We start from the raw sequence: 26,198 nt of genomic DNA on the forward strand, positions 1-26,198 counted from the left end.
ACGGATGGGACCGCGTAGTGCGGGGCTACGAACGCCAGGAGAGCCACCGAGCTGACGAAGACCACCTCTCGCGGTTCGAAGCCGAGATGGACCGGCTGAAGACCGAGCGGGAGAAGGCCGTCCAGCATGCCGACGACCTCGGCTACCAGGTCGAGGTGCTGCGCGCCAAGCTGCACGAGGCGCGCCGCAACCTCGCCTCCCGTCCCGCCTACGACAACGGCGACCTCGGCTACCAGGCCGAGCAGTTGCTGCGGAACGCCCAGATCCAGGCGGACCAGCTCCGCTCGGACGCCGAGCGGGAACTGCGCGAGGCCCGCGCCCAGACCCAGCGCATCCTCCAGGAGCACGCCGAGCACCAGGCCCGGCTCCAGGCCGAACTGCACGCCGAGGCGGTGCAGCGCCGCCAGCGCCTGGACCAGGAGCTGGCCGAGCGCCGGCAGACCGTCGAGTCGCACGTCAACGAGAACGTCGCCTGGGCCGAGCAGCTGCGCGCCCGGACCGAGGCGCAGGCCCAGCGGCTGGTGGAGCAGTCCCGCGCCGAGGCCGAACAGGCCCTGTCGGCGGCCCGGGCGGAGGCCGCCCGGATCGCGGAGGAGACCCGCAGGCGGCTCGGCGGCGAGGCGGAGACCGCCCGCGCCGAGGCCGAGGCCATCCTGGTGCGCGCCCGCCGGGACGCCGAGCGGCTGCTGAACGCGGCCTCCAGCCAGGCGCAGGAGGCGACCTCGCACGCGGAGCGGCTGCGCTCCTCGACGACGGCAGAGTCCGACCAGGCCCGCCAGCAGGCGGCCGAGCTGAGCCGCACCGCCGAGGCGCGGATGCAGGAGGCGGAGGAGAAGCTCCGCGAGGCGCGCGCCGAGGCCGAGAAGCTGGTCGCGGAGGCGAAGGAGTCGGCGGCCAGGCAGCTCTCGTCGGCCGAGTCCGTCAACGAGCAGCGCACCCGTACGGCCAAGGCCGAGATCGCGCGGCTGGTCGCGGAGGCCACCAAGGAGTCCGAGACCCTGAAGGCGGACGCCGAGCAGGCGCTCGCCGACGCCCGCGCCGAGGCGGAGAAGCTGGTCGAGGCCGCGACCGAGAAGGCGCGCGCCGCGGCGGCCGAGGACTCCGCCGCCCAGCTCGCCAAGGCCGCCCGCAGCGCCGAGGAGGTGCTGACCAAGGCCGCGGACGACGCCAAGGCGACCACCCGGGCCGCCGCCGAGGAGGCCGAGCGCATCCGGCGCGAGGCGGAGGCGGAGGCGGACCGGCTGCGCGGGGAGGCCGCCGAGCAGGCGGACGAGCTCAAGGGCGCGGCGAAGGACGACACCAAGGAGTACCGGGCCAAGACGGTCGAGCTCCAGGAGGAGGCGCGCCGGCTGCGCGGCGAGGCCGAGCAGCTGCGGGCCGAGGCGGTCGCCGAGGGCGAGCGCATCCGGGGCGAGGCGCGGCGCGAGGCGGTCCAGCAGATCGAGGAGGCGGCGAAGACCGCCGAGGAGCTGCTGACCAAGGCCCGCACGGACGCGGACGAGCTGCGCGCGAAGGCCGCCGGGGACAGCGAGAAGGTCCGCACCGAGGCCATCGAGCGGGCCACGACCCTGCGCAAGCAGGCCGAGGAGACCCTGGAGCGCACCCGCGCGGAGGCGGAGCGGCTGCGCACCGAGGCGGAGGAGCAGGCCGAGTCGGTCAACGCCGCCGCCGAGGCCGCCGCGGCCGAGCTGCGCGCCGAGGCCGAGCGGCAGGCGGCCGCCCGGCAGGCCGAGGCCGCGGAGGAGCTGTCCCGGCTGCACACCGAGGCCGAGACCCGGCTCGCCGGCGCCGAGGAGAGCCTGGCCAAGGCCCGCGGCGAGAGCGAGCGGATCCGCCGGGAGGCCGCGGAGGAGACCGAGCGGCTGCGCGCCGAGGCGGCGGAGCGGCTGCGGGCGCTGACCGAGCAGGCGGAGCAGGAGGCCGACCGGCTGCGCACCGAGGCGGCGGGCGACGCGTCCGCCGCCCGTGCGGAGGCGGAGGCCCTCGCGGTGCGGCTGCACAGCGAGGCGGCCGCCGAGGCGGAGCGGCTGAAGGCGGAGGCGCAGGACACCGCGGACCGGGTCCGGGCGGAGGCCGCCGCGGCCGCCGAGCGGGTCGGCGCGGAGGCGTCCGAGGCGCTGGCCGCCGCCCAGGAGGAGGCCGCGCGGCGCCGCCGGGCGGCCGAGGAGACCCTGGAGTCGGCCCGGGCCGAGGCGGGTGAGGAGCGCGAGCGCGCCCGCGAGCAGAGCGAGGAGCTGCTGGCCTCGGCCCGCAAGCGGGTCGAGGAGGCGCAGGCCGAGGCGCAGCGTCTGGTCGAGGAGGCGGACCGGCGCGCCACCGAGATGGTCACGGCCGCCGAGCAGACCGCGCAGCAGGTGCGGGATTCGGTCAACGGCCTCCAGGAGCAGGCCGAGGAGGAGATCGCCGGGCTGCGCAGCGCGGCCGAGCACGCGGCGGAGCGCACCCGCACCGAGGCGCAGGAGGAGGCGGACCGGGTCCGCGCCGACGCGTACGCGGAGCGGGAGCGGGCCGCGGAGGACGCGGCGCGGCTGCGGGAGCGGGCGCAGGAGGAGACCGAGGCGGCGAAGGCGCTCGCGGAGCGGACCACGGCCGAGGCGTTCACGGAGGCGGAGCGGCTGCGTTCCGACAGCGCGGAGTACGCGCAGCGGATGCGCACCGAGGCGTCCGACGCCCTGGCCTCCGCCGAGCAGGACGCCTCGCGCACCCGTGCCGAGGCCCGTGACGACGCCAACCGGATCCGTTCGGAGGCCGCCGCGCAGGCGGACCTGCTGGTCGGCGAGGCGACGCAGGAGAGCGAGCGGCTGCGGGCCGAGGCGGCCGAGCTGCGGTCGCTGGCGGACGCGGAGGCGACCCGGCTGCTCACCGAGGCCGAGCAGCTCAAGGTCGACGGCGAGGCCGAGGTCGAGGAGCTGCGCGCGGCCGTGCGGGCCGAGCGGGAGCAGGTGCTCGACGAGGCCCGCCAGGCGGCCGACAAGCGGCGGGCGGACGCGGCCGCCCAGGCCGACCGGCTCCTCACGGAGGCGAGCGGCGAGGCGGAGCGGCTGCGGGCGGAGGCCGCCGAGACGGTGGGCTCCGCCCAGCAGGCGGCGGAGCGCATCCGGGCCGAGGCGCAGCAGATCCGGACCGACTCCGAGCAGGAGGCGGAGCGGATCCGCGCCGAGGCGCGCGCGGAGGCCGACCGGGCGCTGGACGAGGCCCGCGAGGCGGCGGCGAAGCGCCGGGCGGACGCGGCCGAGCAGGCGGACCAGCTCGTGGCCAAGGCCCGGGAGGAGGCGCTGCGCGCCGCGACCGAGGCCGAGGAGCAGGCGGACACCATGGTCGGCGCGGCCCGCAAGGAGGCCGAGCGGCTGGTCGCCGAGGCCACCGTGGAGGGCAACTCGCTGGTGGAGAAGGCCCGTACGGACGCCGACGAGCTGCTGGTCGGGGCGCGCCGGGACGCGGCGGCCATACGGGAGCGGGGCGAGGAGCACCGGGCCCGGGTGGAGTCCGAGATCGAGGAGCTGCACGAGCGGGCGCGCCGGGAGACCGCGGAGCAGATGAAGTCCGCCGGGGAGCGGGTGGACCATCTGGTCAAGGCGGCCGAGGAGCAGCGGGCCGAGGCTCAGGCGAAGGCCAAGGAACTGGTCTCGGAGGCCACTTCGGAGGCGAGCAAGGTCAGGATCGCCGCCGTGAAGAAGGCCGAGGGCCTGCTGAAGGAGGCCGGCACCAAGAAGGCCGAACTGGTCCGCGAGGCGGAGCGGGTGAAGGCGGAGGCCGAGGAGGAGGCCGAGCGCATGATCGCCGAGGGCAAGCGGGAGCTGGAGGTGCTGGTGCGCAGGCGCGAGGACATCCAGGCGGAGATCTCGCGGGTCCAGGACGTGCTGGAGGCGCTGGAGTCCTTCGAGGCGCCGGGCGGCGGCAAGAGCGGCGGCGGCTCGGGCGCGGTCAAGGCGGGGGCCTCGGCCGGAGGAACTCGTTCGGGTGGCAAGTCCTCGGACGGCTAGACGACGGCCCGTCCGCACGGGCGCGACCCGTTCGAGTGGCAAGGCTTGCGACCGCCGGCCACTCAAAAGGCTGGACATTCTCCAGACCAAACCGGCATCCGCTCGATGACACGCCGGTTCGGCCCCTAGGATTCCTTCTTGGGGCTGTCCGGCGGGCCTTGGTCGGGTCCACGGCGCCTGGCACGGTGCGTCGCGGTCCTTCCGACCAGGACCCGCCGGACAGCCCCCAACACCTCACCGGTCCCATTCGACAGGAACCCCATGAGCGACACTTCCTCCCCCTTCGGCTTCGAGCTCGTGCGGCGTGGTTACGACCGCGGTCAGGTCGACGACCGCATCACCAAGCTCGTCGCCGACCGTGACAGCGCGCTCTCCCGGATCACCTCCCTGGAGAAGCGCATCGAGGAGCTCCACCTCGAAACGCAGAACGCCCAGGCCCAGGTCAACGACGCGGAGCCGTCGTACGCCGGCCTCGGCGCGCGGGTCGAGAAGATCCTCCGCCTCGCCGAGGAGGAGGCCAAGGACCTGCGCGAGGAGGCCCGTCGCGCGGCCGAGCAGCACCGCGAGCTGGCCGAGTCCGCCGCCCAGCAGGTCCGCAACGACGCCGAGTCGTTCGCCGCGGACCGCAAGGCGAAGGCGGAGGACGAGGGCGTCCGTATCGTCGAGAAGGCCAAGGGCGACGCCCAGACCCTGCGCACCGAGGCGCAGAAGGACGCGCAGTCCAAGCGCGAGGAGGCGGACGCCCTCTTCGAGGAGACCCGCGCCAAGGCAGCCCAGGCCGCCGCCGACTTCGAGACCAACCTGGCCAAGCGGCGTGAGCAGTCCGAGCGGGACCTTGCCTCGCGTCAGGCCAAGGCCGAGAAGCGCCTCGCGGAGATCGAGCACCGCGCCGAGCAGCTGCGCCTGGAGGCCGAGAAGCTGCGCACCGACGCCGAGCGCCGCGCCCGCCAGACGGTCGAGACGGCGCAGCGCCAGGCCGAGGACATCGTCGCGGACGCGAACGCCAAGGCCGACCGCATCCGCAGCGAATCGGAGCGCGAGCTCGCCGCGCTGACGAACCGCCGCGACTCGATCAACGCCCAGCTCACCAACGTCCGCGAGATGCTGGCCACGCTGACCGGTGCCGCCGTCGCCGCGGCTGGCACCCCGGCCGAGGACGAGCCGATCTCCCGCGGCGTCCCGGCGCAGCAGTCCCGCTGACCGCACAGACCGTCCGCACCGGTGCCCGGCGGCCCCTCAGGGGGTGCCGGGCACCGGTGCGTTGCGGGCATCCGCGCCGTGCCGGTGGGACTCGCGGCCGCCCCGGGATCGTTCCCTGTCCGTCGGCACAACCCGGTGGCGCGTGCCCGGGCGGCCCTCTAGCGTGAACGCATGATCGAGCTCGAGGGACTCACCAAGCACTTCGGCAGGAAGGTCGCCGTCGACCGTCTCTCCTTCACGGTGCGCCCGGGGGTGGTGACCGGCTTCCTCGGACCGAACGGCGCCGGCAAGTCGACGACCATGCGGATGATGCTGGATCTGGACAACCCGACCCGCGGCACCGTGCGTATCGACGGCAAGCACTACCGGGAGCTCCAGGAACCCCTGAAGCACATCGGCGCCCTGCTGGACGCGAAGGCGATGCACGGCGGGCGGACCGCGTACAACAACCTCCTCTGCCTCGCCCAGGCGAACCGCATCCCGGCCCGCCGGGTCGACGAGGTGCTGGACGTGGTGGGGCTGTCGGCGGTGGCGCGGAAGAAGTCCAAGGGCTTCTCCCTCGGCATGGGCCAGCGCCTCGGCATCGCCTCCGCCCTCCTCGGGGACCCCGAGATCCTGATGTTCGACGAGCCGGTCAACGGGCTGGACCCGGAGGGCATCCACTGGATCCGCAATCTGATGAAGACCCTCGCCGGCCAGGGGCGGACGATCTTCGTCTCCTCCCATCTGATGAGCGAAATGGCCCTCACCGCGGACCACTTGATCGTGATCGGCCAGGGCAGACTGCTCGCCGACACCTCGATGGCCGACTTCATCCACGAGAACTCCCGCAGCTACGTGCGGCTGCGCTCGCCCCAGCGCGAGCAGCTGCTCGACGCCCTGCACGGCGCCGGGCTGACCGCCGTGGAGGCGGACGGCGGGACCCTGGAGGTGGACGGCGCGACGGCGGAGGACCTGGGCGAGCTGGCCGCCCGGCACGGGCTCGTGCTGCACGAGCTGAGCGCGCAGCGCGCCTCGCTCGAAGAGGCGTTCATGCAGATGACCGCAGGTGCCGTGGAGTACCACGCGCACGCCGACGAGCACCGCAACGACCCCGCCGCCGCGCCCCCGGCCGCCGGCCCCGGCGCCCCTCAGTGGGCCCCGCGCAACGAGGGAGCCTGACCCATGGCATCGGTACCCGCCGTCCTGACGTCCGAGTGGACGAAGATCCGCACGGTCTCGTCGACGACCTGGACGCTGATCAGCGCCTTCGCCGTGACGGTCGCCATGAGCGCGGCCCTGTCCGCGGTGATGAACGCGACCTTCGACGATCTGTCGGAGGCGGAGCGGCTCACCTTCGACCCGACGTTCATCAGCTTCTCGGGGACGATCCTCGGCCAGTTGGCGATGGTGGTCTTCGGCGTCCTCGTCGTCGGCACCGAGTACAGCTCCGGCATGATCCGCACCTCCCTCGCCGCCGTCCCGCAGCGGGCGACCTTCCTCTTCAGCAAGATCACCGTCGCGGGGGTGCTGGCGCTGGTGGTCGGCATGGTCACCAGCTTTCTGACCTTCTTCGTCGGACAGGCCCTGCTCGGCGAGTACGGCACCACGATCGGCGCCGACAACGTGCTGCGGGCGGTCGTCGGCGGCGGCCTGTACATGGGGCTGATCGCCATCTTCTCGATGGGCGTCGCGGCGATGCTGCGCAGTTCGATGCTGTCGCTCGGCATCCTGATGCCGTTCTTCTTCCTGGTCTCGCAGATCCTGATCGCGGTGCCCGGCGCGAAGGACGTCGCCCGGTTCTTCCCGGACCAGGCGGGATCGAAGATCATGCAGGTCGTCCCCAACGCCCTGGACAGCGACGACACCCCGTACGGCCCGTGGGGCGGTCTGGGCATCATGCTGATCTGGGTGGCCGCCGCGCTGATCGGCGGCTACCTGGTGATGCGGAAGCGGGACGCCTGACCGCGAGGCGGACACCGTCCTCGACGCCGACCGCGACGGCCGGCCCGAGGTCGACGCCCCGCCCACCCCTGCCCAAAGCTTTGGCCTGAACCGGCGGTACCCGGATATCCTCCTCACTCATACGGGGGGCGCGTACGGCCCAGCACGGCCAGGGCCCCGACGACCCGACAGTCGATGGGGCTGGAGAATGATCGAGGCAGTCGGCCTGACGAAGCGCTACGGCGCCAAGACGGCCGTGTACAACCTTTCCTTCCAGGTGCGGCCCGGCGCCGTCACCGGGTTCCTCGGACCCAACGGCGCCGGCAAGTCGACCACGATGCGGATGATCCTGGGGCTCGACCGGCCCACGGACGGCCAGGTGACCATCGGCGGTCTGCCCTACCGGCAGCTTCCCAACGCCCCGCGCCAGGTCGGCGCCCTGCTGGACGCGAAGGCCGTCCACGGCGGGCGCAACGCCCGCAACCACCTGCTGTCCCTCGCGCAGCTCTCCGGCATCCCGGCCCGCCGGGTCGACGAGGTGCTCGGCGTCGTCGGTCTCCAGGACGTGGCCAAGCGGCGCTCCGGGGGCTTCTCGCTGGGTATGGGGCAGCGCCTGGGCATCGCCGCGGCCCTCCTCGGCGACCCGCAGGTGCTCCTCTTCGACGAGCCGGTCAACGGTCTCGACCCCGAGGGCATCCTCTGGGTCCGCAACCTGATGAAGCAGCTCGCCGCTGAGGGCCGGACCGTCTTCGTCTCCTCGCACCTGATGAGCGAGATGGCGCTGACCGCCGACCATCTGATCGTGATCGGCCGCGGGCAGCTGATGGCCGACATGAGCGTGCGGGACTTCATCGCCCACAACTCGGCGGGCTTCGCCCGGGTGCGCACCCCGGAGACCGAGCCGCAGCAGCGGGAGAAGCTGTCCGCGGCCCTCTCCGAGGCGGGCGGCCAGGTCATGCCCGAGCAGGACGGCGCCCTGCGCGTCACCGGGCTGGCGCTGCCGCGCATCAGCGATCTGGCGCACGAGGCGGGCGTCCGCCTCTGGGAGCTGTCGCCGCACCAGGCGTCCCTGGAGGAGGCGTACATGCGGCTGACGCAGGGCGCCGTGGACTACCGCTCGACGGAGGACCAGAAGGCGGGTCTGATGCAGCCGCTGCCGGCGGGCCATATGCCGCCGCAGCCGCAGGTCCCCGAGGTGCCGCAGCAGGGCTGGTACGCCCCGCCGCCGCCCGCGCCCGGCGAGAACCCGTACGCGGCCGTCGCCCCCGGCGCGCCCGCCGCGGCGCCCCAGCAGCCGCCCGCTGCCCCGCCGGCCGCTCCCCCGGCCGCAGCGCCCGCCCCCTCCGACGCCCCGACCGACCTGACCGACCTGACCAAGCCCGAGGACTCCCGATGACCACCCCCTACCAGCAGCCGGGTGCCCCGCTGGGCGCGTACACCTCCCCGATCCCGGTCCGCGACGCCCACCTCGGCGACGCCCTGGCCTCCGAGTGGACCAAGATCCGCTCGGTTCGCTCCACGGTGTGGACGCTGGGCGTGATGATCCTGCTGATGTTCGGCATCGGACTGGGCGTCGCGGCGCTCGTCGCGGCGGCCGGCGACTCCGCCGAGTTGGGCGAGGCGTCCGTCCTCGGGATGGGGTTCTTCGGCGTTCTGCCCGGCTCCATCTGCGTGGTGACCCTGGGCGTGCTGACCATCGCCTCCGAGTACGGCACCGGGATGATCCGCACGACCCTGACGGCCTGCCCGAGCCGGGCCCGGGTGCTCGCGGCGAAGGCGATCGTCTTCTTCCTGCTCGTCTTCGTGATCACCACCGTGGTGGCCGCGATCGTCGCCGGTATCCAGTACGGGATGGTCGAGGCGGCCGAGCCGACCGGCGACGAGTGGCTGCGCGCCACCGTGGGCGTGGGCCTGTTCGTCGCGGCGCTGGGCCTGGTGTCGCTGGGTGTGGGCGGCATGCTCCGTCACTCGGCGGGCGCGATCACGACCATGATCGGCGTGATCCTGATGCCGCTGGTCGCCGCGCTGTTCATGTTCAGCGAGACCCTCGCGGACGTCCAGGAGTTCCTGTTCGAGTACGCGATCCCCAGCCAGCTCATCGGCATCTACGGCGAGGCCGCGTCCGGCGGCTCCTCCGGGGCGGTCGGCTGGACCCCGGTCTGGATCATGTTCGGCCTGGCGGCGGTGTCGCTCGGCGGCGCCCTGACCGTCATCAACAGCCGGGACGTCTGACCGGGCCGGCCCGGCCGGTCAGTAGCGCGGCGCGTTGCGGGACCGCTGCACCTTCGTGGTGCGGCGGTCCTTCGCGTTCCAGCACGCCTTGTGCCAGTGGCGGCGGTCGTCCACACCGCCGTGCTCGGGCCAGGCCACGACGTGCGGGACGCCGGAGGCGATCTCCTGGTCGCAGCCCGGGCAGCGGTACGTCTTGCCCGCGGCGCTCGCCCCGGCCACATGGCGCACCGACCAGTCCTCGTCCTGCCAGGTCTCGCGGCGCCCGAACCCGCCGTACCGGTCGGCCGGCTCGGGTGCGCGGCCGGTCGGGTTGTCGCCGCCTCGGGGGCGGTTGCGGCGCGGGGACACGTCTCACCTCACGGTGCTGGCCTGACAGGTCCTTCAAGCGTAAGGGGCCCGGGCAGGGGCACCCGGCGTCCCGGGGCCGGTGGGCCCCGTGCCGGAAGCGGACCCGAGGCGCCCGGTTACCGGACAATCGCAACAATTTCCGTTCCGGCCGTGCCCTTGGCACTTGTCAGGCGTTGTTGCCGGTAGGGGGAGAGCCGCGTCGGCCGCAAGGAGGCAGAAGGCGATGCGTGTGGGCACGTTCGTACTGGGGGCCCAGTTCCCGGGCCAGGGACAGGGGGAGGCACTGCACCGCGCGGTGCGGTCCGCCGAGGTCGCCGAGGAGGCGGGCCTCGATTCGGTGTGGCTGGCGGAGCACCACTTCGTACCGTACGGGGTGTGCCCGTCGGCCGTGACCCTGGCGGCGATGCTGCTCGGGCGGACCCGCCGGATCCGGGTCGGCACGGCGGTCAGTGTGCTGCCGAGCACGCATCCGGTGGCGCTCGGCGAGCAGGCCGCCCTGCTGCACCTCACCTCCGGGGGGCGGTTCACCCTCGGGGTCGGCCGGGGCGGCCCCTGGGTCGATCTGGAGGTCTTCGGCGGCGGACTGGCCGCGTACGAGCGGGAGTTCCCCGAGTCACTGGACCTGCTGCTGCGGTGGCTGCGCGAGCCCCGGGTGGGCGCGGCCGGCGAGCGGTACGCCTTCCGCGAGGTGGAAGTGGTCCCGCGGCCGGACGAGTTGATCGGCGGAGAGCCGGGCGGACCGGAGGTGGTCGTCGCCTGCACGTCCCCGAGGAGTGTGAAACTCGCCGCAGAGCGCGGCCTGCCCATGCTGCTCGGGATGCACTGCGGGGACGAGGACAAGGCGGGCATGGCCGCCCTGTGGCGGCGCCACGCCCTCGACGCGGGGCGTCCGCCCGCGGAGGTCGCGGCGGCGGCCCACGTGTCGGCCGGGGTCCTCCAGATCGCCGACGGGGCGCCCGAGGCCCGGGAGACGCTGGTGAAGGCGATGCCCGGCTGGCTGCGGCAGGGACTGGACGCCCATGTCACCGTCGACGGGCGGCAGCGCGCGATGCGCGATCCCGTGGCGTACACCGAACTCCTCTGCTCCCTGCACCCTGTGGGCCCGCCGCGGGTGGCCGCCGACCGGCTGGCGGCGACCGCGGAGCGGACCGGCATCACCCGGTTCGCGCTGCTGGCCGAGGGCTCGGGCGATCTCGCGGCGACGGAGGAGAACATCCGGCGGGCGGGAGCCGAGCTGCTGCCGCTGCTGGCGTGAGGGCCGCCCCACGGCCGCGGGCCCGCCGGAGCCCGGCGCACCGCCGGGCGGGCGGGCACCACGTCCGGCGGGCAGGGCGCGTCGTGCGGGCGTACGGGCCGTGCGGGGCGCGCAGGTCGTGCGGGGGCGGTACCCGTGCTCCGTTCCTCGCGTCCTTCCCCGACCGGTCCCGTCGATCCGGCCGGGGTCGTCCTTTCAGCGGTGCGGGGTGCCACCGCCCCTGTGCCCGGGGGCAGCGTGTCCTGAGGCGTGCGCGGCTCGCGTGGCTCGGAGCGTCTCGCATGACCCGGGGCGGCAGCGGGTAGATCTCAGCAGTCGCGCAGTTCAGGAGACTGGTTCAGAAGCTGGCCCCTGATGGAGGTGAAGCGGGCGAGCCGCTCGTCCACCGCAGGGTCCAGAGGGAACACCGCGACGCGGTGGCAGTTCTGGAAAGCCAGACGCACACCGAAATGCCGCTGGAGCGCTCCGCGAATCGCATCACTCGCGAGCGCGCGCAGAAGCTGACCACGTGCCTGCTCGTCCGGCGGAGGCGTCTGGTTGTCGGCGAAGTCGCCGCCGTCCACCTTCAGCTGAGCCACCAGAGAACTGATCATCTCCCATGCGAAGGGCAGGGAGGTCCGGACGCAGTCGACGAAGGCAGCTTCGTCGACCTCGCCTCGCTCGGCCTGTTCCAACAGAGCCGGTGAGACGTCGAGCGACATGGGTTCTCCTCTCGCGGCCCCGGGCCAACGGGGCCTTACGGGCAGGGAAGGAGGAACCGGGCGTAACGACGGCGTCGGCAACGCGCAGGACGACGCTGAGTGCACGCACGGCAACCTCCTGCTTCCACCGTAAGTGCGCTGTCTTGAGGGCACCAGGAGATTGGGAGCACAACCGGCCAAATAAGAAGGGGGCTTCCGGGGCGAATCGCGCACGGTGGCGCCCGTCGAGTAGCGTTGCCGACCATGCGTCTCGTCATCGCCCGCTGCTCCGTGGACTACGCGGGCAGGCTCACCGCCCATCTGCCGTCCGCACCCCGATTGATCCTGGTCAAGGCCGACGGGAGTGTCTCCATCCATGCCGACGACAGGGCGTACAAACCCTTGAACTGGATGTCACCTCCCTGCACCTTGAAGGAGGGCGACGACAGCGTCTGGACCGTGGTGAACAAAGCGGGCGAGAAACTGATCATCACGATGGAGGAGATCCTCCACGACTCCTCGCACGAACTCGGCGTGGACCCCGGCCTCATCAAGGACGGCGTGGAAGCGCACCTCCAGGAGCTCCTGGCCGACAGGATCGAGACACTGGGCGAGGGCTTCAGCCTGATCCGGCGCGAATACCCCACCGCCATCGGCCCCGTGGACATCCTGTGCCGTGACGCGGACGGCGCGACCGTGGCCGTCGAGATCAAGCGGCGTGGCGAGATCGACGGCGTGGAGCAGCTCACCCGCTATCTGGACCTGCTCAACCGTGATCCGCTGCTGGCGCCGGTGAAGGGCGTCTTCGCGGCCCAGGAGATCAAGCCCCAGGCGCGCGTCCTCGCGACGGACCGGGGGATCGGGTGCCTGGTCCTGGACTACGACGCGCTGCGCGGCATCGAGGACGACAAGCTCCGCCTGTTCTGACGCGGCCTGTTCCGTCCCGGCCTGTTCCGACACCGCCGTTCCGTCCCGGCCCGCGGACGGGGACGGTCCGCTCCGGTCTCCCGGCTCCCGGAGCGGCGGGCGGGACACCGCTCCCGAGCGCACGGTGTGCCGCGGAGCCCCGTGTTCGGCCCGGCGCCTCGCGCCGCCGGACCGGCCGGCGTCACAGGACGGGCGTGGACGCGCTCTCCGTGCCGGACGCCGGTCCGCTCTCCGGGCCGGCCGGACCGCCGGCCGAGGTCTCGGTGCCGGGCGACTCCTCGGGCGGGGACTCGGACCCGGAGGGGGTCGGGTCCGGGCTCTGGGAGGACGAGGACGACGACGAGGGCGTCGGGCTCTTCGTCGGCTTCGGGGACGACTTCGTCGGCGTGGGCCTGGGCGGCCGGGTGGAGTCCGAGGGGCTACCGGGCCGGGACGAGCTCGTGGACGGCCGCGGGCCGGTGGACGTGACCGGGGACGCGGGGGCGGTGGCGGACGTGCCCGAGGGCCCGGGGGCGGACGGCGTGCCGGAGGGCTTCTTCCCGGCGGGCGTGCCGGACTCCACACCGGCGGCCGGGACCTGGGGATCGTCCCAGTCCTCCTCGAAGGAGTCGTCCTCGGTCTGCTGCCCGTTCCGGACGTTGTCGGTCGGTACGTCCTCCTGCCCGGAGGTCGCGCCGAGAGTGACCACCGTGCCGAGGACGGCGGCGAGCACCACGCCCGCGCCCGCGGCGACCAGGTTGCGCCGGGCCCCGCCGAGGACGGCGGGGCGCCGCACGGCGGCCGTCGGCTCCTTCGCCGCCGGCGACTCCCTGGCGGCCTCCGGCGAGGGCTCGGGCTCCGCGCCGGACCGGGGCAGCCGGGCCGTCACCGCGGCCGCCGAGAGCGACAGCGGCAGGGCGGCCGGGACACCCCGGGGCGGGGAGAGCGGGTCCTCGGTGCGCGGGAGCGCGGGCGTCAGGGTCTCGGGCCTGGGCGTGGGACCGGCGGAACGATCCTCCACGAGGGCCAGGGCACGCCGCCCCGACACCGTCCCGCTCTTGTCGGCGAGCGCGCCGCGCATGCCGATGGACGCCTCCAGCTCGGCCCGGGCCCGGTCGAGGTTGCCGGTGCAGAGCGCGAGAATGCCCAACTCGTGGTGGAAGTAAGCCTCTTCGGCGACCTCCCCGACGATGCGCGCGGCCTCGGAGCCGACCCGCAGGGCCCGCTCCCACGCGCCCCAGTGCAGACCGGCCGCGAAGGCGGGGGCGGCGCCGCGGGCGAGCAGGACGGCGGTACTGGGGTGTCCGGGCTCCGTGCCCGGCACCAGCGAGGTCAGCGAGGCGAGCAGCGCGTCCGCCTCGGCGACGGCGCGCTCGGGCGTGACCGACGGGTGGGCGGACCACCAGGCGTAGTGCTGGGCGGCCGTGTGGACGCAGGCGTCGGCGCCCTCGTCGTAGCCCTTCTCACGGAGCTGGGCCAGGACGCCGGCGGCGAGACGGTAGCGGGGGCCGGCGGGCGAGAGGAGGCCGCAGCTCATCAGCTCGCCGAGGGCGGCGTCGGCGTGGGTGTCGCCTATCAGCGCGGGCAGGTGCGCCTGGTGCGGGACCTCGCCGCCGAGGGCGACGGCGAACCGCAGGGTGCCCCGCGCCGACTCGCTCAGCCGGGAGGCTAGCAGCGGGGCGGGGGCGGCCCCCTCCCCCAGCGTCGGCAGGGGGACGTCACGGCCCCGGGCGGCGTCGAAGGGCGCGAACTCCTCGAAGGCCTCCGGGTCGCCGCGCAATTCGTCGCACTGCCGCAGCAGCGCGGCGGCCTGGACGAAGCGCAGGGGCAGGCCCTCGGACTCGAACCAGAGGTCCCCGGCCCAGTTGGTCTCCTCCTCGGTGAGCGCCCGGCCGACGCCCTTGTGGAGCAGGTCCAGCGCCGTGGCGCGGCCGAGTCCGCCGAGGAAGACCTCCTCCAGGGGCGAGTCCGGGGAGGGCGCGGCGATCTCGGGGGTGGCGGCGAGGAGGAAGGCGCACTCGGGCGCGGCGTCCAGGAACTCGTCGAGGGCGGCGCCGCCGAACTCGAGGTCGTCGAGGACCACGACCGCGCCGATGTCGCGGACGAAGCCGGCGAGGGCGTTGCGGTCGGGGCGCTGCTCGGGTGAGGCGTAGACGGCGGCGTACAGCTCGTGGAGAAGCTCCGCGGGGGTGCGGTGCAGGCCGTTGAGGCGGACGACGCCGTCGGGGGCGAGGCCCGCGCACTCCTCGGCGACGGCGTCCAGCAGCACCGAGCGGCCGGAGCCGGCGGGGCCGGTCAGCCGCACGGAGCGGCCCTGGCCGAGCAGGCGGACCAGGCGCTCGCGCTCCTCCTCCCGGTCGAGGAGCGGCAGCGGCGGGGCTGCGGGGCCCGGCGGGACGGGGGGCTGCGCGGCGCGGGTCCGGTCGGCGCGGTCGGCGGCGGTGCGCCGGGCGGGGCGGGGCGGCTGCTGCCCGGGCGGGCAGGGCTCGATCTCGCTGCCGTCGACGGGGTTGACCGTGAGGAGGAGGTCGCCGGTGACCACCTTGGCGGTGCGGACGGGCGCGGGCGCGGACTGCCCGGCCGGCATGACGGCGTCGCGTGGCGGCCGAGCCGGTCCGGCACCGTCGGCGAAGCTGTCGTTGTCCATGCTGAAAGCCCCCAGATGCGGTTGCCCGGCCTCGCTCCGCCAGGTGCGTCGCCCTGGGGCCGGAGCCATGTGCGGATGCCCTCCCGGCCTTTCCGCACGCTCGCCGCCGCTTCGGTCCGGTGCCCGCCCGGTGGGTCGTTCGAAAGGGTGGGCGATCGAACCCTAGACGCTGCGCGCCAGGAGCGGAACCGCCGGGTCCCCTCCCCGCCGGGGACGTCATGGTCTTGGGCGTTTGCACGCCTCGCACCCTTCGCACCCGCACGCCCGTCTCACCACCGGGACGGCTGCGCGCCCGAGGGGCGCAGCCGTCCCGGCGCCGGCACCGGTCGCGCCCCGGGCGGCGAAGGCCCGGCCGCGGGCCGCGGGCGGGCCCGGTCAGACCCGCGGAAGCGATTCCGCCGCGAGGCCGCCCTCGATCGCGAGGATGCGGTGGAGCCGGGTCGCGACCAGGAGGCGCTGCATCTGCGGCGGGACCCCGCGCAGCACCAGGCGGCGGCCGCACCGGCCGGCGCGTCGGTGGGCGCCCATGATGACGCCGAGCCCCGTCGCGTCCCAGGAGTCCAGATGCGTCAGGTCGAGCACCAGGTCGCCGGCTCCGTCGTCGACGGCCGAGTGCAGGACCGTACGGGCGTCCGCCGCGCTGCGGACGTCGAGGCGGCCCCCGACGACCAGCTCGGCGTGGTCGCCCCTGATGTGCATATGCGCTCCCCGAGAACTCTTGGATGCCCCGTAACCGTCACTTCTCCGTACTCGCAACAACTGACTGCCGCACGTGCGGCACAGTTGCTGTTCGTAAGCGAACCGATACCGAATTCACCCGCAGGGGCGACACCGAATCGGTCGATACGGTCAGTGCTTGTAGAAGCCCTGCCCGCTCTTGCGGCCGATGTCACCGGCGTCCACCATCCGGCGCATCAGCTCCGGCGGGGCGAACTTCTCGTCCTGCGACTCGGTGTAGATGTTGCTCGTGGCATGCAGCAGGATGTCCACGCCCGTGAGGTCGGCCGTCGCCAGCGGCCCCATCGCGTGGCCGAAGCCCAGCTTGCAGGCGATGTCGATGTCCTCGGCGGTGGCGACGCCCGATTCGTACAGCTTCGCGGCCTCGACGACGAGGGCCGAGATCAGCCGGGTGGTCACGAAGCCGGCCACGTCGCGGTTGACCACGATGCAGGTCTTGCCCACGGACTCGGCGAACTCCCGCGCGGTGGCGAGGGTTTCGTCGCTCGTCTTGTAGCCGCGCACCAGCTCGCAGAGCTGCATCATCGGGACCGGCGAGAAGAAGTGGGTGCCCACGACCCGCTCCGGGCGTTCCGTCACGGCCGCGATCTTGGTGATCGGGATGGCGGAGGTGTTCGAGGCGAGCACGGTGTCCTCGCGCACCACCTTGTCGAGGCTGCGGAAGATCTCGTGCTTGACCTCCAGCTTCTCGAACACCGCCTCCACCACGATGTCCGCGTCCGCGACCGCGTCCAGGTCCGTCGTGGTGGTGATGCGGCCCAACGCGGCCTCGGCGTCGGCGCCTTCGAGCTTGCCCTTGGCGACGAAGCGGTCGTACGAGCCCTTGATGCCGTCCAGCCCACGAGTCAGGGCCTCGTCGGTGACATCGCGCAGCACCACGTCCCAGCCGGCCTGGGCCGAGACCTGTGCGATACCGGACCCCATGAGTCCGGCCCCGATGACGGCGAGCTTCCTGGCCACTGCGGCACCCCTTAACACCTGTTTACATGTCGGCTCTCTGCCGGAGGTTAGCGTCCGTGAGGGCCGCTGTGACCGCCAAGAGACGCGCGTCACGTCCCACATGGCGGACATCACACCGGCGGCCCCGGAACCTTTCGTTCCGGGGCCTTCGCGGGGGCCTCCACCGTGACGGCGGGCACACGCGCCGCCCGGCGGGACGCCGCGTAACTAGGCTGGGCCCATGGTCAATCTGACGCGCATCTACACCCGTACCGGCGACCAGGGCACCACCGCCCTCGGCGACATGAGCCGCACCGCCAAGACCGATCTGCGCATCGCCGCGTACGCGGACGCCAACGAGGCGAACGCGGTGATCGGCACGGCGATCGCCCTGGGGCAGCTGGACGAGGAGGTCGTGAAGGTCCTCGTCCGGGTGCAGAACGACCTGTTCGACGTCGGCGCCGACCTCTCCACGCCGGTGGTCCCGGACCCGAAGTACCCGCCGCTGCGGGTGGAGCAGTCCTATGTGGACAAGCTGGAGGCCGACTGCGACCGCTTCCTCGCGGAGCTGGAGAAGCTGCGCAGCTTCATCCTCCCGGGCGGCACCCCGGGCGCGGCCCTGCTCCACCAGGCGTGCACGGTGGTCCGCCGGGCGGAGCGCTCCACCTGGGCGGCGCTGGAGGCGCACGGGGAGACGATGAACGCGCTGACCGCGACCTATCTGAACCGCCTCTCCGACCTGCTGTTCATCCTGGCGCGGACCGCGAACAAGGAGGTCGGCGACGTGCTCTGGGTGCCGGGCGGCGAGCGCTGAGGACCCGGGCGGGGCGCGGGGCCGACGCGGGCCCGGCCCCGTGTCGCCGCTCCCCCTCGTCAGGCTCCCGCGCCGGTCCCCGGTCCCCGACGCTCGACGCCGACCGGCTCGCGCTCCCGCCCGCCCCGCGCCCCGCCCCTCGAACCGCCCGCCGGGCCGTCCCCCGAACCGCCCGCCGGGTCCTTCTTCGGGAAGACGGTGTACGAGAGGGCGATCAGGCCGTGGATGCCGACCGCCCGCCAGGCGAAGCCGATCCAGCTCTGCAGCGAGCCGGTGCGCGACGGGTCGTCGACGTACCACATCGCCGCGAGCAGCAGCCCCGTCGCCACGGCCGCACCGATCACCGAGCCGAGCCAGACCTTCCCCTCGTGCCGGGCCCGGGCCATCCCGTACCGGGGCGGGCGCCGCAGCGGGACGCCGTCGAAGCGGTGGGCGGCGTGGCCGTCGAGCCACTTCACCGTGCGGTGGCCGTGGCCGGCCGTGTAGCCGATGTAGACGGCGGCCAGGCCGTGCTTCCAGCCCGGGTCGGCGCCGTTCTTCAGGTCGATCGCCGTGACGACCAGCAGCAGGATCTCCAGCAGCGGCTCGCACAGCAGGATCGCGGCGCCCGTACGCGGCATCCGGAGCAGGTACCGGACGGCGAGGCCCGCGGCCAGCAGCGCCCAGAAGGCGACCTCGCAGATGACGATCAGCGTGACGATCACGGCAGCTCTCCCTTCCTGCCCGTCCAGCCTCCCGCCCCGGCCCGGCGCTTTCGTCGTCGCGGAAGACGAACCCGGAGTGCATCCTTCGATGTAGTGGCGCCTCGGCCGCGACGAGGACGCCCCGGGCGGCCCGCGTTGTGTTTGATGGGGACGTGACCTTCCCCCGCCCCCACCGCGACGACGTCCTGATCGGTGCCGGCGGGCTGCTCTCCGGCCTGCTGCTGTGGTCCCTGAACCTCTACACCCAGGGGCCCCGGGGCTGGGTGCTGCACCCCGCGTGGCTCACCCTGCTGCCACTGGCGGCGATGTCCGTGCTGGAGGCGCTGCGCCGGACCCTGCCGCGGACGGTCCTGCTGCTGGGGACGGCCGTCGTGGTCGCGGACCAGTTCACCCGGGGCAATCTGGCGACCGTGGTGATGTTCGCGGACCTGGTCTACGCGGCCGCGGTGTACGGCCCCCCGGCCACCGCCCGGCGGCTTCCCGTGATCACCGGGGTGTTCACGATCGCGACCACCATCGGCTTCCTGGCCTGGCTCCGGCACCCCGCGGCGGTGCTGATCGGCGCGGTGACCGCGCTGCTGACCTTCTTCCCCGCGGCCAGCGGTCTGGTCGTCCGCAACCACCGCCAGGCCGCCGACGCCGCCCGGCTGCGCGCGGAGCAGACGGCGCTCCTCGCCGAGATGGACCGCGCCCAGGCGGTGGCGGCCGAGCGGGCGCGAATGGCCCGGGAGCTGCACGACATGGTGGCCAACCACCTGTCGGCCATCGCCATCCACTCCACCGCGGCCCTGTCCCTGGACGACGAGGCGACGACCCGGCAGGCGCTCGGGGTGATCCGGGAGAACAGCGTGGAGGGACTGGCGGAGATGCGCCGGCTCATCGGGCTGCTGCGCGACAGTGAGGGCCCCGGCCCGGAGCCCGCCGCGGCGCCAACCCTCGCGGGCCTGGAGGCCCTGGTGGCGCAGGCCCGGGTGAACGGCGCGCCGAGCGGGCTGGTCTTCGTCCTGGAGGACGCGCACGACCCGTCCCGGAAGCTGCCCGCCCCCGTGGAGCTGGCCGCGTACCGCATCGTGCAGGAGTCCCTGACGAACGCGGTCAAGCACGCGGGTCCGGGCACGGTGCGGGTGCGGGTACAGGGCACGGAGCGCGCTCTCACGGTCACCGTGACCAGCCCTGTCGCGGACAGCCACGGCCCCCGCGCGCCGGGCTCCGGGGCCGGCCTGGTGGGCATGCGGGAACGGGTCACCCTGCTCGACGGGACCTTCGGGGCGGGCCCGGTGCCCGCCCCCGGAGCGGACGCCGGCGCGGCCGCGGAAGCCGAGGACGGCAAGATCTGGAGCGTGCGGGCGGTCCTGCCCGTACGCGGGGACGACGAGGAGCCGACGGCGACATGACGGATTCGGCCGGGAGCGCGTCACGGCGCGTGCGGGTGCTGGTCGCGGAGGACCAGAGCGCGGTGCGGGCCGGGCTGGTGCTGATCCTGCGCAGCGCCCCGGACCTCGATGTGGTGGGCGAGGCGGCGGACGGCGAGGAGGCGGTGCGGCTCGCCCGTGAGCTGCGCCCGGACCTGGTGCTGATGGACGTCCAGATGCCGAAACTGGACGGGGTCTCGGCGACCGCCCGGGTGGTCTCGGAGGGGCTTGCCGACGTCCTGGTGCTGACCACCTTCGATCTCGACGAGTACGTCTTCGGGGCCCTGCGGGCGGGGGCGGCCGGTTTCCTGCTGAAGAACACCGAGGCCCGGGACCTGATCGAGGCGGTGCGCACGGTGGCCCGCGGCGAGGGCCTGATCGCGCCCGCGGTCACCCGCCGCCTGATCGCCGAGTTCGCGGCCCCCCGCGCCGCGCCCCGGGCGCCGGGCGGCGCGGACCCGGCGGTGCTGGAGCCGCTGACCCGGCGGGAGCGCGAGGTGCTCTCCTGTATCGGGCAGGGCCTGTCCAACGCGGAGATCGCGGAGCGGCTGTCGATGGCGGAGGGGACGGTGAAGACGCACGTCAGCCGTCTGCTCGGCAAGCTGGAGCTGCGCAGCCGGGTCCAAGCGGCGGTCCTGGCGCAGGAGTTGGGTATCTGATCCGGACGCCCACGGAACCTCCCCGACTTTGGTCTGGACCTATTGACGATTGGTCCAGACCTTCCTACTCTCACCGAGCACGCTGCGGTGAGCCACGCAGCGGTGTGGACCAACCCCGATCTGTCCGCACACGACTCGAGGAGTTTCCTTGAGCACTCCGGCGACTCGAACTCCCCACAGAGAAGGGAGGAGGCGTTTCGGTTCCCGCATGACGGCGGGCCTGTCCGCGCTGATCCTTCCTTTCGCCGCCATGGTCGGCCTCGCCTCACCGGCCGAGGCCGCCACGTCCGCCACCGCCACCTTCACCAAGACCTCCGACTGGGGGACCGGGTTCGGCGGCAACTGGACGGTGAAGAACACCGGCACGACCAGCATCAGTTCCTGGACCGTCGAGTGGGACTTCCCCGCCGGCACGTCCGTCACCTCCGCCTGGGACGCCACCGTCACCAACTCCGGCAACCGCTGGACCGCCAAGAACGTCGGCTGGAACGGCACCATCGCCCCCGGCGCGTCCGTCTCCTTCGGCTTCAACGGCAAGGGCCCGGGCTCCCCGAGCAACTGCCGGCTGAACGGCGGTTCCTGCGACGGCGGTTCGGTGCCCGGCGACAACCCGCCCAGCGCCCCCGGGGCCCTCACCACCTCGAACGTCACCAACACCTCGGTGCGCCTGAGCTGGGGTGCCGCCACCGACGACAACGGCGTCAAGAACTACGACGTCCTGCGCGACGGCACCAAGGTGGCCACGGTCACCGGCACCACGTACACCGACAACGGGCTGACGGCCGGTACGGACTACTCCTACGCCGTCCAGGCCCGTGACACCGCCGACCAGACCGGCCCGGTCGGCGCCTCCGTCTCGGTGCGCACCACCGGAGGCGGCGGCGAGCCGCCCGTCGGTGACAAGATCAAGATGGGCTACTTCACCAACTGGGGCGTCTACGGGCGCAACTACCACGTGAAGAACATCGACACCTCCGGGTCCGCCGCGAAGATCACGCACATCAACTACGCCTTCGGCAACGTCCAGGGCGGAAAGTGCACGATCGGAGACGCCTACGCCGACTACGACAAGGCGTACACCGCCGACCAGTCCGTCGACGGCAAGGCCGACACCTGGGACCAGCCGCTGCGCGGCAACTTCAACCAGCTCCGCAAGCTGAAGGCCAAGCACCCGCACATCAAGGTCCTGTGGTCCTTCGGCGGCTGGACCTGGTCCGGCGGCTTCCCCGACGCGGTCAAGAACCCCGCCGCGTTCGCCAAGTCCTGCCACGACCTCGTGGAGGACCCGCGCTGGGCCGACGTCTTCGACGGCATCGACCTGGACTGGGAGTACCCGAACGCCTGCGGCCTGAGCTGCGACACCACCAGCAGCCCGAACGCCTTCAGCACCATGATGAAGGCGATGCGCGCCGAGTTCGGCCCGAACGCCCTGGTCACGGCGGCCGTCACGGCCGACGCCTCGGCCGGCGGCAAGATCGACGCCGCCGACTACGGGCCGGCCACGCAGTACCTCGACTGGTACAACGTGATGACGTACGACTTCTTCGGCGCCTGGGCGAAGAACGGGCCGACCGCCCCGCACTCGCCGCTGACCGCCTACGCGGGCATCCCGCAGCAGGGCTTCAACTCGGCCGAGGCCATTGCCAAGTTCAAGGCGAAGGGCGTGCCCGCGAAGAAGCTGCTCCTCGGCATCGGCTTCTACGGCCGCGGCTGGACCGGCGTCACGCAGAAGGAGCCGGGCGGCACCGCCACCGGGCCCGCCACCGGTACGTACGAGCCGGGCATCGAGGACTACAAGGTCCTCAAGAACTCCTGCCCGGCCAACGGCACGATCGCCGGCACGGCCTACGCCCACTGCGGCAACAACTGGTGGAGCTACGACACCCCGGCGACCATCGGCTCCAAGATGGGCTGGGCGAACAACCAGGGGCTCGGCGGAGCCTTCTTCTGGGAGCTCAGCGGCGACACGTCCAACGGTGAGCTGGTGAGCGCGATCAACAGCGGACTCGGATAACCACCCGGTCCACACACGAGAGAAGCCCGGGAGGGGGCCACCCCTCCCGGGCTTCTCGCTGTGCTCCACAGAACTCAGTTACAGGCCGCATTTGCCCTGCCCCGGACTCCGTACCGGGAGAGGGGCGGAACGCAGGCCACATTGCCCCTCCCCCGGACTCCGTCAGGGGGACCCCCACCAGCGGGGCGGAACTCAGGCCACATTGACCCGCTGGCCGGGCGGGGCCGCCTCCAGCCAGGCCAGGAAGCCGGTCAGTGCGTCCTCGCTCATCGCGAGCTCCAGACGCGTGCCCCGGTGCAGACAGCCGAGGACCACGGAGTCCGAGAGGAGGGCCAGCTCCTCCTCGCTGTCCGGCACCCGCCGGGCCAGGACCTCGATCGCCCCGCGCTCCAGGGTGCGGCGGGGGCGCGGGGCGTACGAGAAGACACGGAACCACTCGACGCGGTCCCCGTTGTAGCGGGCCACCCCGTACACCCAGCCCTTGCTGGACGGGTCGCCCTCCTCGGGGACGTTCCAGCGCAGGCTGCAGTCGAAGGTGCCCCCCGACCGCTGGATCAGCCGCCTGCGCAGCCCGAAGACCAACAGCGCGACCACCACCAGCAGGACGACCAGGCCGCTCACGAAAAGAGCGAGGAACATCTCCACCGACCTCCTCGCCTCGTCCCGTACACGAATACCTGCACCCGCATCGCCTCAGCCGCGACTCGCTCCGGAGAAGCTCCGGACCGGGCCGCGGCTGAGGGAAAACCTGTCGGCGGTGCCGCCGAGGGCCGTTCTCCCGGACGTACCGGGAGGTCCGACCCTAGCCGACCGCCACCGCGCGAAGACGGACGTCGGCACGGCGCTCGGCCGCGCCGTCGGCGTCCGACTTGGCACGCTCCAGCGCACGCTCGGCGCGCTGGACGTCGATCTCGTCCGCCAGCTCGGCGATCTCCGCCAGCAGCGACAGCTTGTTGTCGGCGAAGGAGATGAAACCGCCGTGCACGGCCGCGACGACGGTTCCGCCCTCGCTCGTACGGATGGTCACCGGGCCCGACTCCAGCACACCCAGCAGCGGCTGGTGACCGGGCATGACGCCGATGTCGCCGGACGTGGTGCGCGCGACCACCAGGGTGGCCTCACCGGACCAGACACTGCGGTCCGCTGCGACCAGCTCGACGTGCAGCTCAGCAGCCAAGGTTGGCTCCTCGGGTCACCACCCGGCGGATCCGCCGGGTGTTGGGTCATAAGTCTAATAGGGGCCGGAACGCCGGAACGTCCCGGCCCACCCCCGGCCGTGCGGCCGGGGACCCGGGGCGGGGCCCCGGGGTACAGCGATGGCGTGACGAAGGGGGCGGGACGCGCCCGCCCCCTCAGCGAGTCACCGGACTCAGGAGACGCCGAGCTCCTTGGCGTTCTTCTTGAGGTCCTCGAGGCCACCGCACATGAAGAAGGCCTGCTCGGGGAAGTGGTCGTACTCACCGTCGCAGATCGCGTTGAACGCGGCGATCGACTCGTCCAGCGGCACGTCCGAACCGTCCACGCCGGTGAACTGCTTCGCCGCGTGGGTGTTCTGGGACAGGAAGCGCTCGACACGACGGGCACGGTGGACGACCAGCTTGTCCTCCTCGCCCAGCTCGTCGATACCGAGGATCGCGATGATGTCCTGGAGGTCCTTGTACTTCTGCAGGATCCCCTTGACGCGCATGGCCGCCTCGTAGTGGTCCTGCGCGATGTAGCGCGGGTCCAGGATGCGGGACGTCGAGTCCAGCGGGTCCACCGCGGGGTAGATGCCCTTCTCGGAGATCGGACGGGAGAGAACCGTCGTCGCGTCGAGGTGGGCGAAGGTGGTGGCCGGCGCCGGGTCGGTCAGGTCGTCCGCGGGGACGTAGATCGCCTGCATCGAGGTGATCGAGTGACCGCGCGTCGAGGTGATGCGCTCCTGCAGCAGACCCATCTCGTCCGCCAGGTTCGGCTGGTAACCCACCGCGGACGGCATACGGCCGAGCAGGGTGGACACCTCGGAACCGGCCTGGGTGAACCGGAAGATGTTGTCGATGAAGAAGAGCACGTCCTGCTTCTGCACATCGCGGAAGTACTCCGCCATGGTCAGACCGGCGAGGGCGACGCGCAGACGGGTGCCCGGGGGCTCGTCCATCTGACCGAAGACCAGCGCAGTCTTGTCGAGAACGCCGGACTCCTCCATCTCCGCGATGAGGTCGTTGCCCTCACGGGTGCGCTCGCCGACGCCCGCGAAGACGGAGACGCCCTCGTGGAGGTTGGCGACACGCATGATCATTTCCTGGATCAGCACGGTCTTGCCGACACCGGCACCACCGAACAGACCGATCTTTCCACCCTTGACGTACGGGGTGAGAAGGTCGACGACCTTCAGGCCGGTCTCGAACATCTCGGTCTTGGACTCGAGCTGGTCGAAGGCCGGGGCCTTGCGGTGGATCGGCCAGCGCTCACCGACGTTGGCGTTCTCCTCGGGCTGGTTCAGCACCTCACCGAGGGTGTTGAACACCTTGCCCTTGGTGAAGTCGCCGACCGGGACGGTGATGCCCGTGCCCGTGTCGGTCACCGGGGCCTGGCGGACCAGGCCGTCGGTGGGCTGCATCGAGATGGTGCGGACGATGCCGTCACCGAGGTGCTGCGCGACCTCCAGGGTCAGCGTCTTCCTGGCGCCCTCCTCGGCCGGGTCGGCGACCTCGACGTGCAGGGCGTTGTAGATGTCGGGCATCGCGTCGACGGGGAACTCCACGTCGACGACCGGGCCGATGACCCGGGCGACGCGGCCCGTGGCCGTGGCCGTCTCAACAGAGGCAGTCATTTTACTTGTCACTCCCCGCGGTCGCGTCGGCCAGGGCTGCGGAGCCACCGACGATCTCGCTGATTTCCTGGGTGATTTCGGCCTGGCGGGCCGCGTTGGCAAGACGGGAGAGCGAGGTGATCAGCTCGCCCGCGTTGTCGGTCGCCGACTTCATCGCCCGGCGGCGGGCCGCGTGCTCGGAGGCGGCGGCCTGCAGCAGGGCGTTGTAGATACGGCTCTCGACGTAGCGCGGCAGAAGGGCGTCGAGGACGTCCTCCGCCGACGGCTCGAACTCGAACAGCGGCAGGATCTCGCCCTTGCCACCGGTCTCGTCCTGGGCCTCGTCAAGGCTGAGCGGCAGCATCCGGTTGTCGACGGGGGTCTGCGTCATCATCGACACGAACTCCGTGAAGACGATGTGCAGCTCGTCGACACCGCCCTCCGCGGTGTCCTTCTGGACGGCCTCGATGAGCGGCGCGGCCACGTTCTTGGCGTGCGCGTACTCGGGGCTGTCCGTGAACCCGGTCCACGAGTCCGTGACCTTGCGCTCACGGAAGCCGTAGTAGGCGACACCCTTGCGGCCGACGACGTAGGTGTCGACCTCCTTGCCCTCGCCGCGCAGCCGCTCGGTGAGCCGCTCCGCCGCCTTGATGGCGTTGGCCGAGTAGCCGCCGGCCAGACCGCGGTCGCTCGTGACGAGCAGGACCGCGGCACGGGCCGGGGACTCCGCCTCCGTGGTCAGCGGGTGCTTGGTGTTCGATCCGGTCGCCACCGCCGTGACCGCGCGGGTGAGCTCGGTCGCGTACGGCGTGGAGGCCGCCACCTTGCGCTGCGCCTTGACGATGCGCGAGGCGGCGATCATCTCCATCGCCTTGGTGATCTTCTTCGTCGCGGTGACGGACCGGATGCGACGCTTGTAGACCCGGAGCTGGGCTCCCATGAGTCAGGTCCCT

The 26,198-nt window shown here is 72.8% G+C and carries 22 protein-coding genes; 12 read left to right on the forward strand and 10 right to left on the reverse strand.

Annotation, left to right across the window (positions count from 1 at the left end):
- Positions 1-17 precede the first annotated feature (17 nt).
- The 6 genes from scy (at position 18) to C593_RS0100725 (ending at position 9,338) form a co-directional block, all read left to right on the forward strand.
- Complete coding sequence (gene scy / locus C593_RS0100700) at positions 18-3,983, forward strand: polarized growth protein Scy (protein WP_018845382.1); 3,966 nt, start codon at positions 18-20, stop codon at positions 3,981-3,983.
- Between the two features lie 261 nt (positions 3,984-4,244).
- The gene (locus C593_RS0100705; RefSeq protein ID WP_018845383.1) at positions 4,245-5,183 is read left to right on the forward strand and encodes a cellulose-binding protein; all 939 of its coding nucleotides are present in this window, start codon (positions 4,245-4,247) and stop codon (positions 5,181-5,183) included.
- 171 nt (positions 5,184-5,354) lie between these two features.
- Positions 5,355-6,344 carry an ATP-binding cassette domain-containing protein gene (locus tag C593_RS0100710; protein ID WP_018845384.1) on the forward strand — a complete coding sequence of 330 codons (990 nt, stop codon included), beginning with the start codon at positions 5,355-5,357 and terminating at the stop codon, positions 6,342-6,344.
- Positions 6,345-6,347: 3 nt separating this feature from the next.
- Positions 6,348-7,127, forward strand: a complete 780-nt coding sequence (locus tag C593_RS0100715; protein WP_018845385.1) for an ABC transporter permease — start codon at positions 6,348-6,350, stop codon at positions 7,125-7,127.
- Positions 7,128-7,314: 187 nt separating this feature from the next.
- Positions 7,315-8,502: an ATP-binding cassette domain-containing protein gene (locus C593_RS0100720; protein ID WP_018845386.1), complete on the forward strand. Its 1,188-nt coding sequence runs from the start codon at positions 7,315-7,317 to the stop codon at positions 8,500-8,502.
- Positions 8,499-9,338, forward strand: coding sequence for an ABC transporter permease (locus C593_RS0100725; protein ID WP_018845387.1), 840 nt, complete (start codon positions 8,499-8,501; stop codon positions 9,336-9,338). Before C593_RS0100720 ends, C593_RS0100725 begins: the two co-directional genes overlap by 4 nt.
- A gap of 18 nt (positions 9,339-9,356) precedes the next feature.
- Here the strand turns inward: C593_RS0100725 and C593_RS0100730 are convergent, their stop codons facing one another.
- Positions 9,357-9,686: a hypothetical protein gene (locus C593_RS0100730; RefSeq protein ID WP_018845388.1), complete on the reverse strand. Its 330-nt coding sequence runs from the start codon at positions 9,684-9,686 to the stop codon at positions 9,357-9,359.
- Between the two features lie 223 nt (positions 9,687-9,909).
- On the opposite strand from C593_RS0100730, the gene C593_RS0100735 reads away from it, so the two are divergent.
- Positions 9,910-10,941, forward strand: a complete 1,032-nt coding sequence (locus C593_RS0100735; protein ID WP_018845389.1) for an LLM class flavin-dependent oxidoreductase — start codon at positions 9,910-9,912, stop codon at positions 10,939-10,941.
- A 308-nt stretch (positions 10,942-11,249) separates the two neighbouring features.
- Here C593_RS0100735 and C593_RS0100740 read toward each other — a convergent pair whose 3' ends face one another.
- On the reverse strand, positions 11,250-11,642 hold the full coding sequence (locus tag C593_RS0100740) for an SCO5389 family protein (RefSeq protein WP_018845390.1): 393 nt from the start codon (positions 11,640-11,642) through the stop codon (positions 11,250-11,252).
- 243 nt (positions 11,643-11,885) lie between these two features.
- Between C593_RS0100740 and nucS the strand changes: the two genes are divergently transcribed.
- Positions 11,886-12,548: an endonuclease NucS gene (gene nucS / locus C593_RS0100745; RefSeq protein WP_018845391.1), complete on the forward strand. Its 663-nt coding sequence runs from the start codon at positions 11,886-11,888 to the stop codon at positions 12,546-12,548.
- A 181-nt stretch (positions 12,549-12,729) separates the two neighbouring features.
- Here nucS and C593_RS0100750 read toward each other — a convergent pair whose 3' ends face one another.
- From C593_RS0100750 to C593_RS0100760, 3 genes are all read right to left on the reverse strand, one after another.
- The gene (locus C593_RS0100750) at positions 12,730-15,174 is read right to left on the reverse strand and encodes a hypothetical protein (protein WP_018845392.1); all 2,445 of its coding nucleotides are present in this window, start codon (positions 15,172-15,174) and stop codon (positions 12,730-12,732) included.
- 375 nt (positions 15,175-15,549) lie between these two features.
- A complete protein-coding gene (locus C593_RS0100755; RefSeq protein ID WP_018845393.1) occupies positions 15,550-15,873 on the reverse strand; it encodes an STAS domain-containing protein in 324 nt (107 codons plus the stop codon).
- Positions 15,874-16,023: 150 nt separating this feature from the next.
- On the reverse strand, positions 16,024-16,872 hold the full coding sequence (locus C593_RS0100760; RefSeq protein ID WP_018845394.1) for a 3-hydroxyacyl-CoA dehydrogenase family protein: 849 nt from the start codon (positions 16,870-16,872) through the stop codon (positions 16,024-16,026).
- A gap of 220 nt (positions 16,873-17,092) precedes the next feature.
- On the opposite strand from C593_RS0100760, the gene C593_RS0100765 reads away from it, so the two are divergent.
- Entirely contained in the window at positions 17,093-17,665 is a 573-nt protein-coding gene (locus tag C593_RS0100765) for a cob(I)yrinic acid a,c-diamide adenosyltransferase (RefSeq protein ID WP_018845395.1), read from the forward strand.
- Between the two features lie 59 nt (positions 17,666-17,724).
- Here C593_RS0100765 and C593_RS0100770 read toward each other — a convergent pair whose 3' ends face one another.
- Positions 17,725-18,369 carry a hypothetical protein gene (locus C593_RS0100770; protein WP_018845396.1) on the reverse strand — a complete coding sequence of 215 codons (645 nt, stop codon included), beginning with the start codon at positions 18,367-18,369 and terminating at the stop codon, positions 17,725-17,727.
- Between the two features lie 152 nt (positions 18,370-18,521).
- On the opposite strand from C593_RS0100770, the gene C593_RS0100775 reads away from it, so the two are divergent.
- From C593_RS0100775 to C593_RS0100785, 3 genes are all read left to right on the forward strand, one after another.
- Positions 18,522-19,763 carry a histidine kinase gene (locus tag C593_RS0100775; protein WP_018845397.1) on the forward strand — a complete coding sequence of 414 codons (1,242 nt, stop codon included), beginning with the start codon at positions 18,522-18,524 and terminating at the stop codon, positions 19,761-19,763.
- Positions 19,760-20,440, forward strand: a complete 681-nt coding sequence (locus tag C593_RS0100780; protein ID WP_026277229.1) for a response regulator transcription factor — start codon at positions 19,760-19,762, stop codon at positions 20,438-20,440. Before C593_RS0100775 ends, C593_RS0100780 begins: the two co-directional genes overlap by 4 nt.
- A gap of 208 nt (positions 20,441-20,648) precedes the next feature.
- Complete coding sequence (locus C593_RS0100785) at positions 20,649-22,454, forward strand: glycoside hydrolase family 18 chitinase (protein WP_018845399.1); 1,806 nt, start codon at positions 20,649-20,651, stop codon at positions 22,452-22,454.
- Positions 22,455-22,646: 192 nt separating this feature from the next.
- Here the strand turns inward: C593_RS0100785 and C593_RS0100790 are convergent, their stop codons facing one another.
- From C593_RS0100790 to C593_RS0100805, 4 genes are all read right to left on the reverse strand, one after another.
- A complete protein-coding gene (locus tag C593_RS0100790) occupies positions 22,647-23,093 on the reverse strand; it encodes a DUF2550 domain-containing protein (protein ID WP_026277230.1) in 447 nt (148 codons plus the stop codon).
- Between the two features lie 163 nt (positions 23,094-23,256).
- Positions 23,257-23,631 (reverse strand): F0F1 ATP synthase subunit epsilon, encoded by a 375-nt coding sequence (locus C593_RS0100795; RefSeq protein WP_018845401.1) that lies wholly within the window; start codon positions 23,629-23,631, stop codon positions 23,257-23,259.
- 192 nt (positions 23,632-23,823) lie between these two features.
- Positions 23,824-25,266 (reverse strand): F0F1 ATP synthase subunit beta, encoded by a 1,443-nt coding sequence (gene atpD, locus C593_RS0100800; protein WP_018845402.1) that lies wholly within the window; start codon positions 25,264-25,266, stop codon positions 23,824-23,826.
- A 1-nt stretch (position 25,267) separates the two neighbouring features.
- Positions 25,268-26,185, reverse strand: coding sequence for a F0F1 ATP synthase subunit gamma (locus C593_RS0100805; protein ID WP_018845403.1), 918 nt, complete (start codon positions 26,183-26,185; stop codon positions 25,268-25,270).
- Positions 26,186-26,198 lie beyond the last annotated feature (13 nt).

It is taken from the genome of Streptomyces sp. CNT372 (assembly GCF_000377145.1).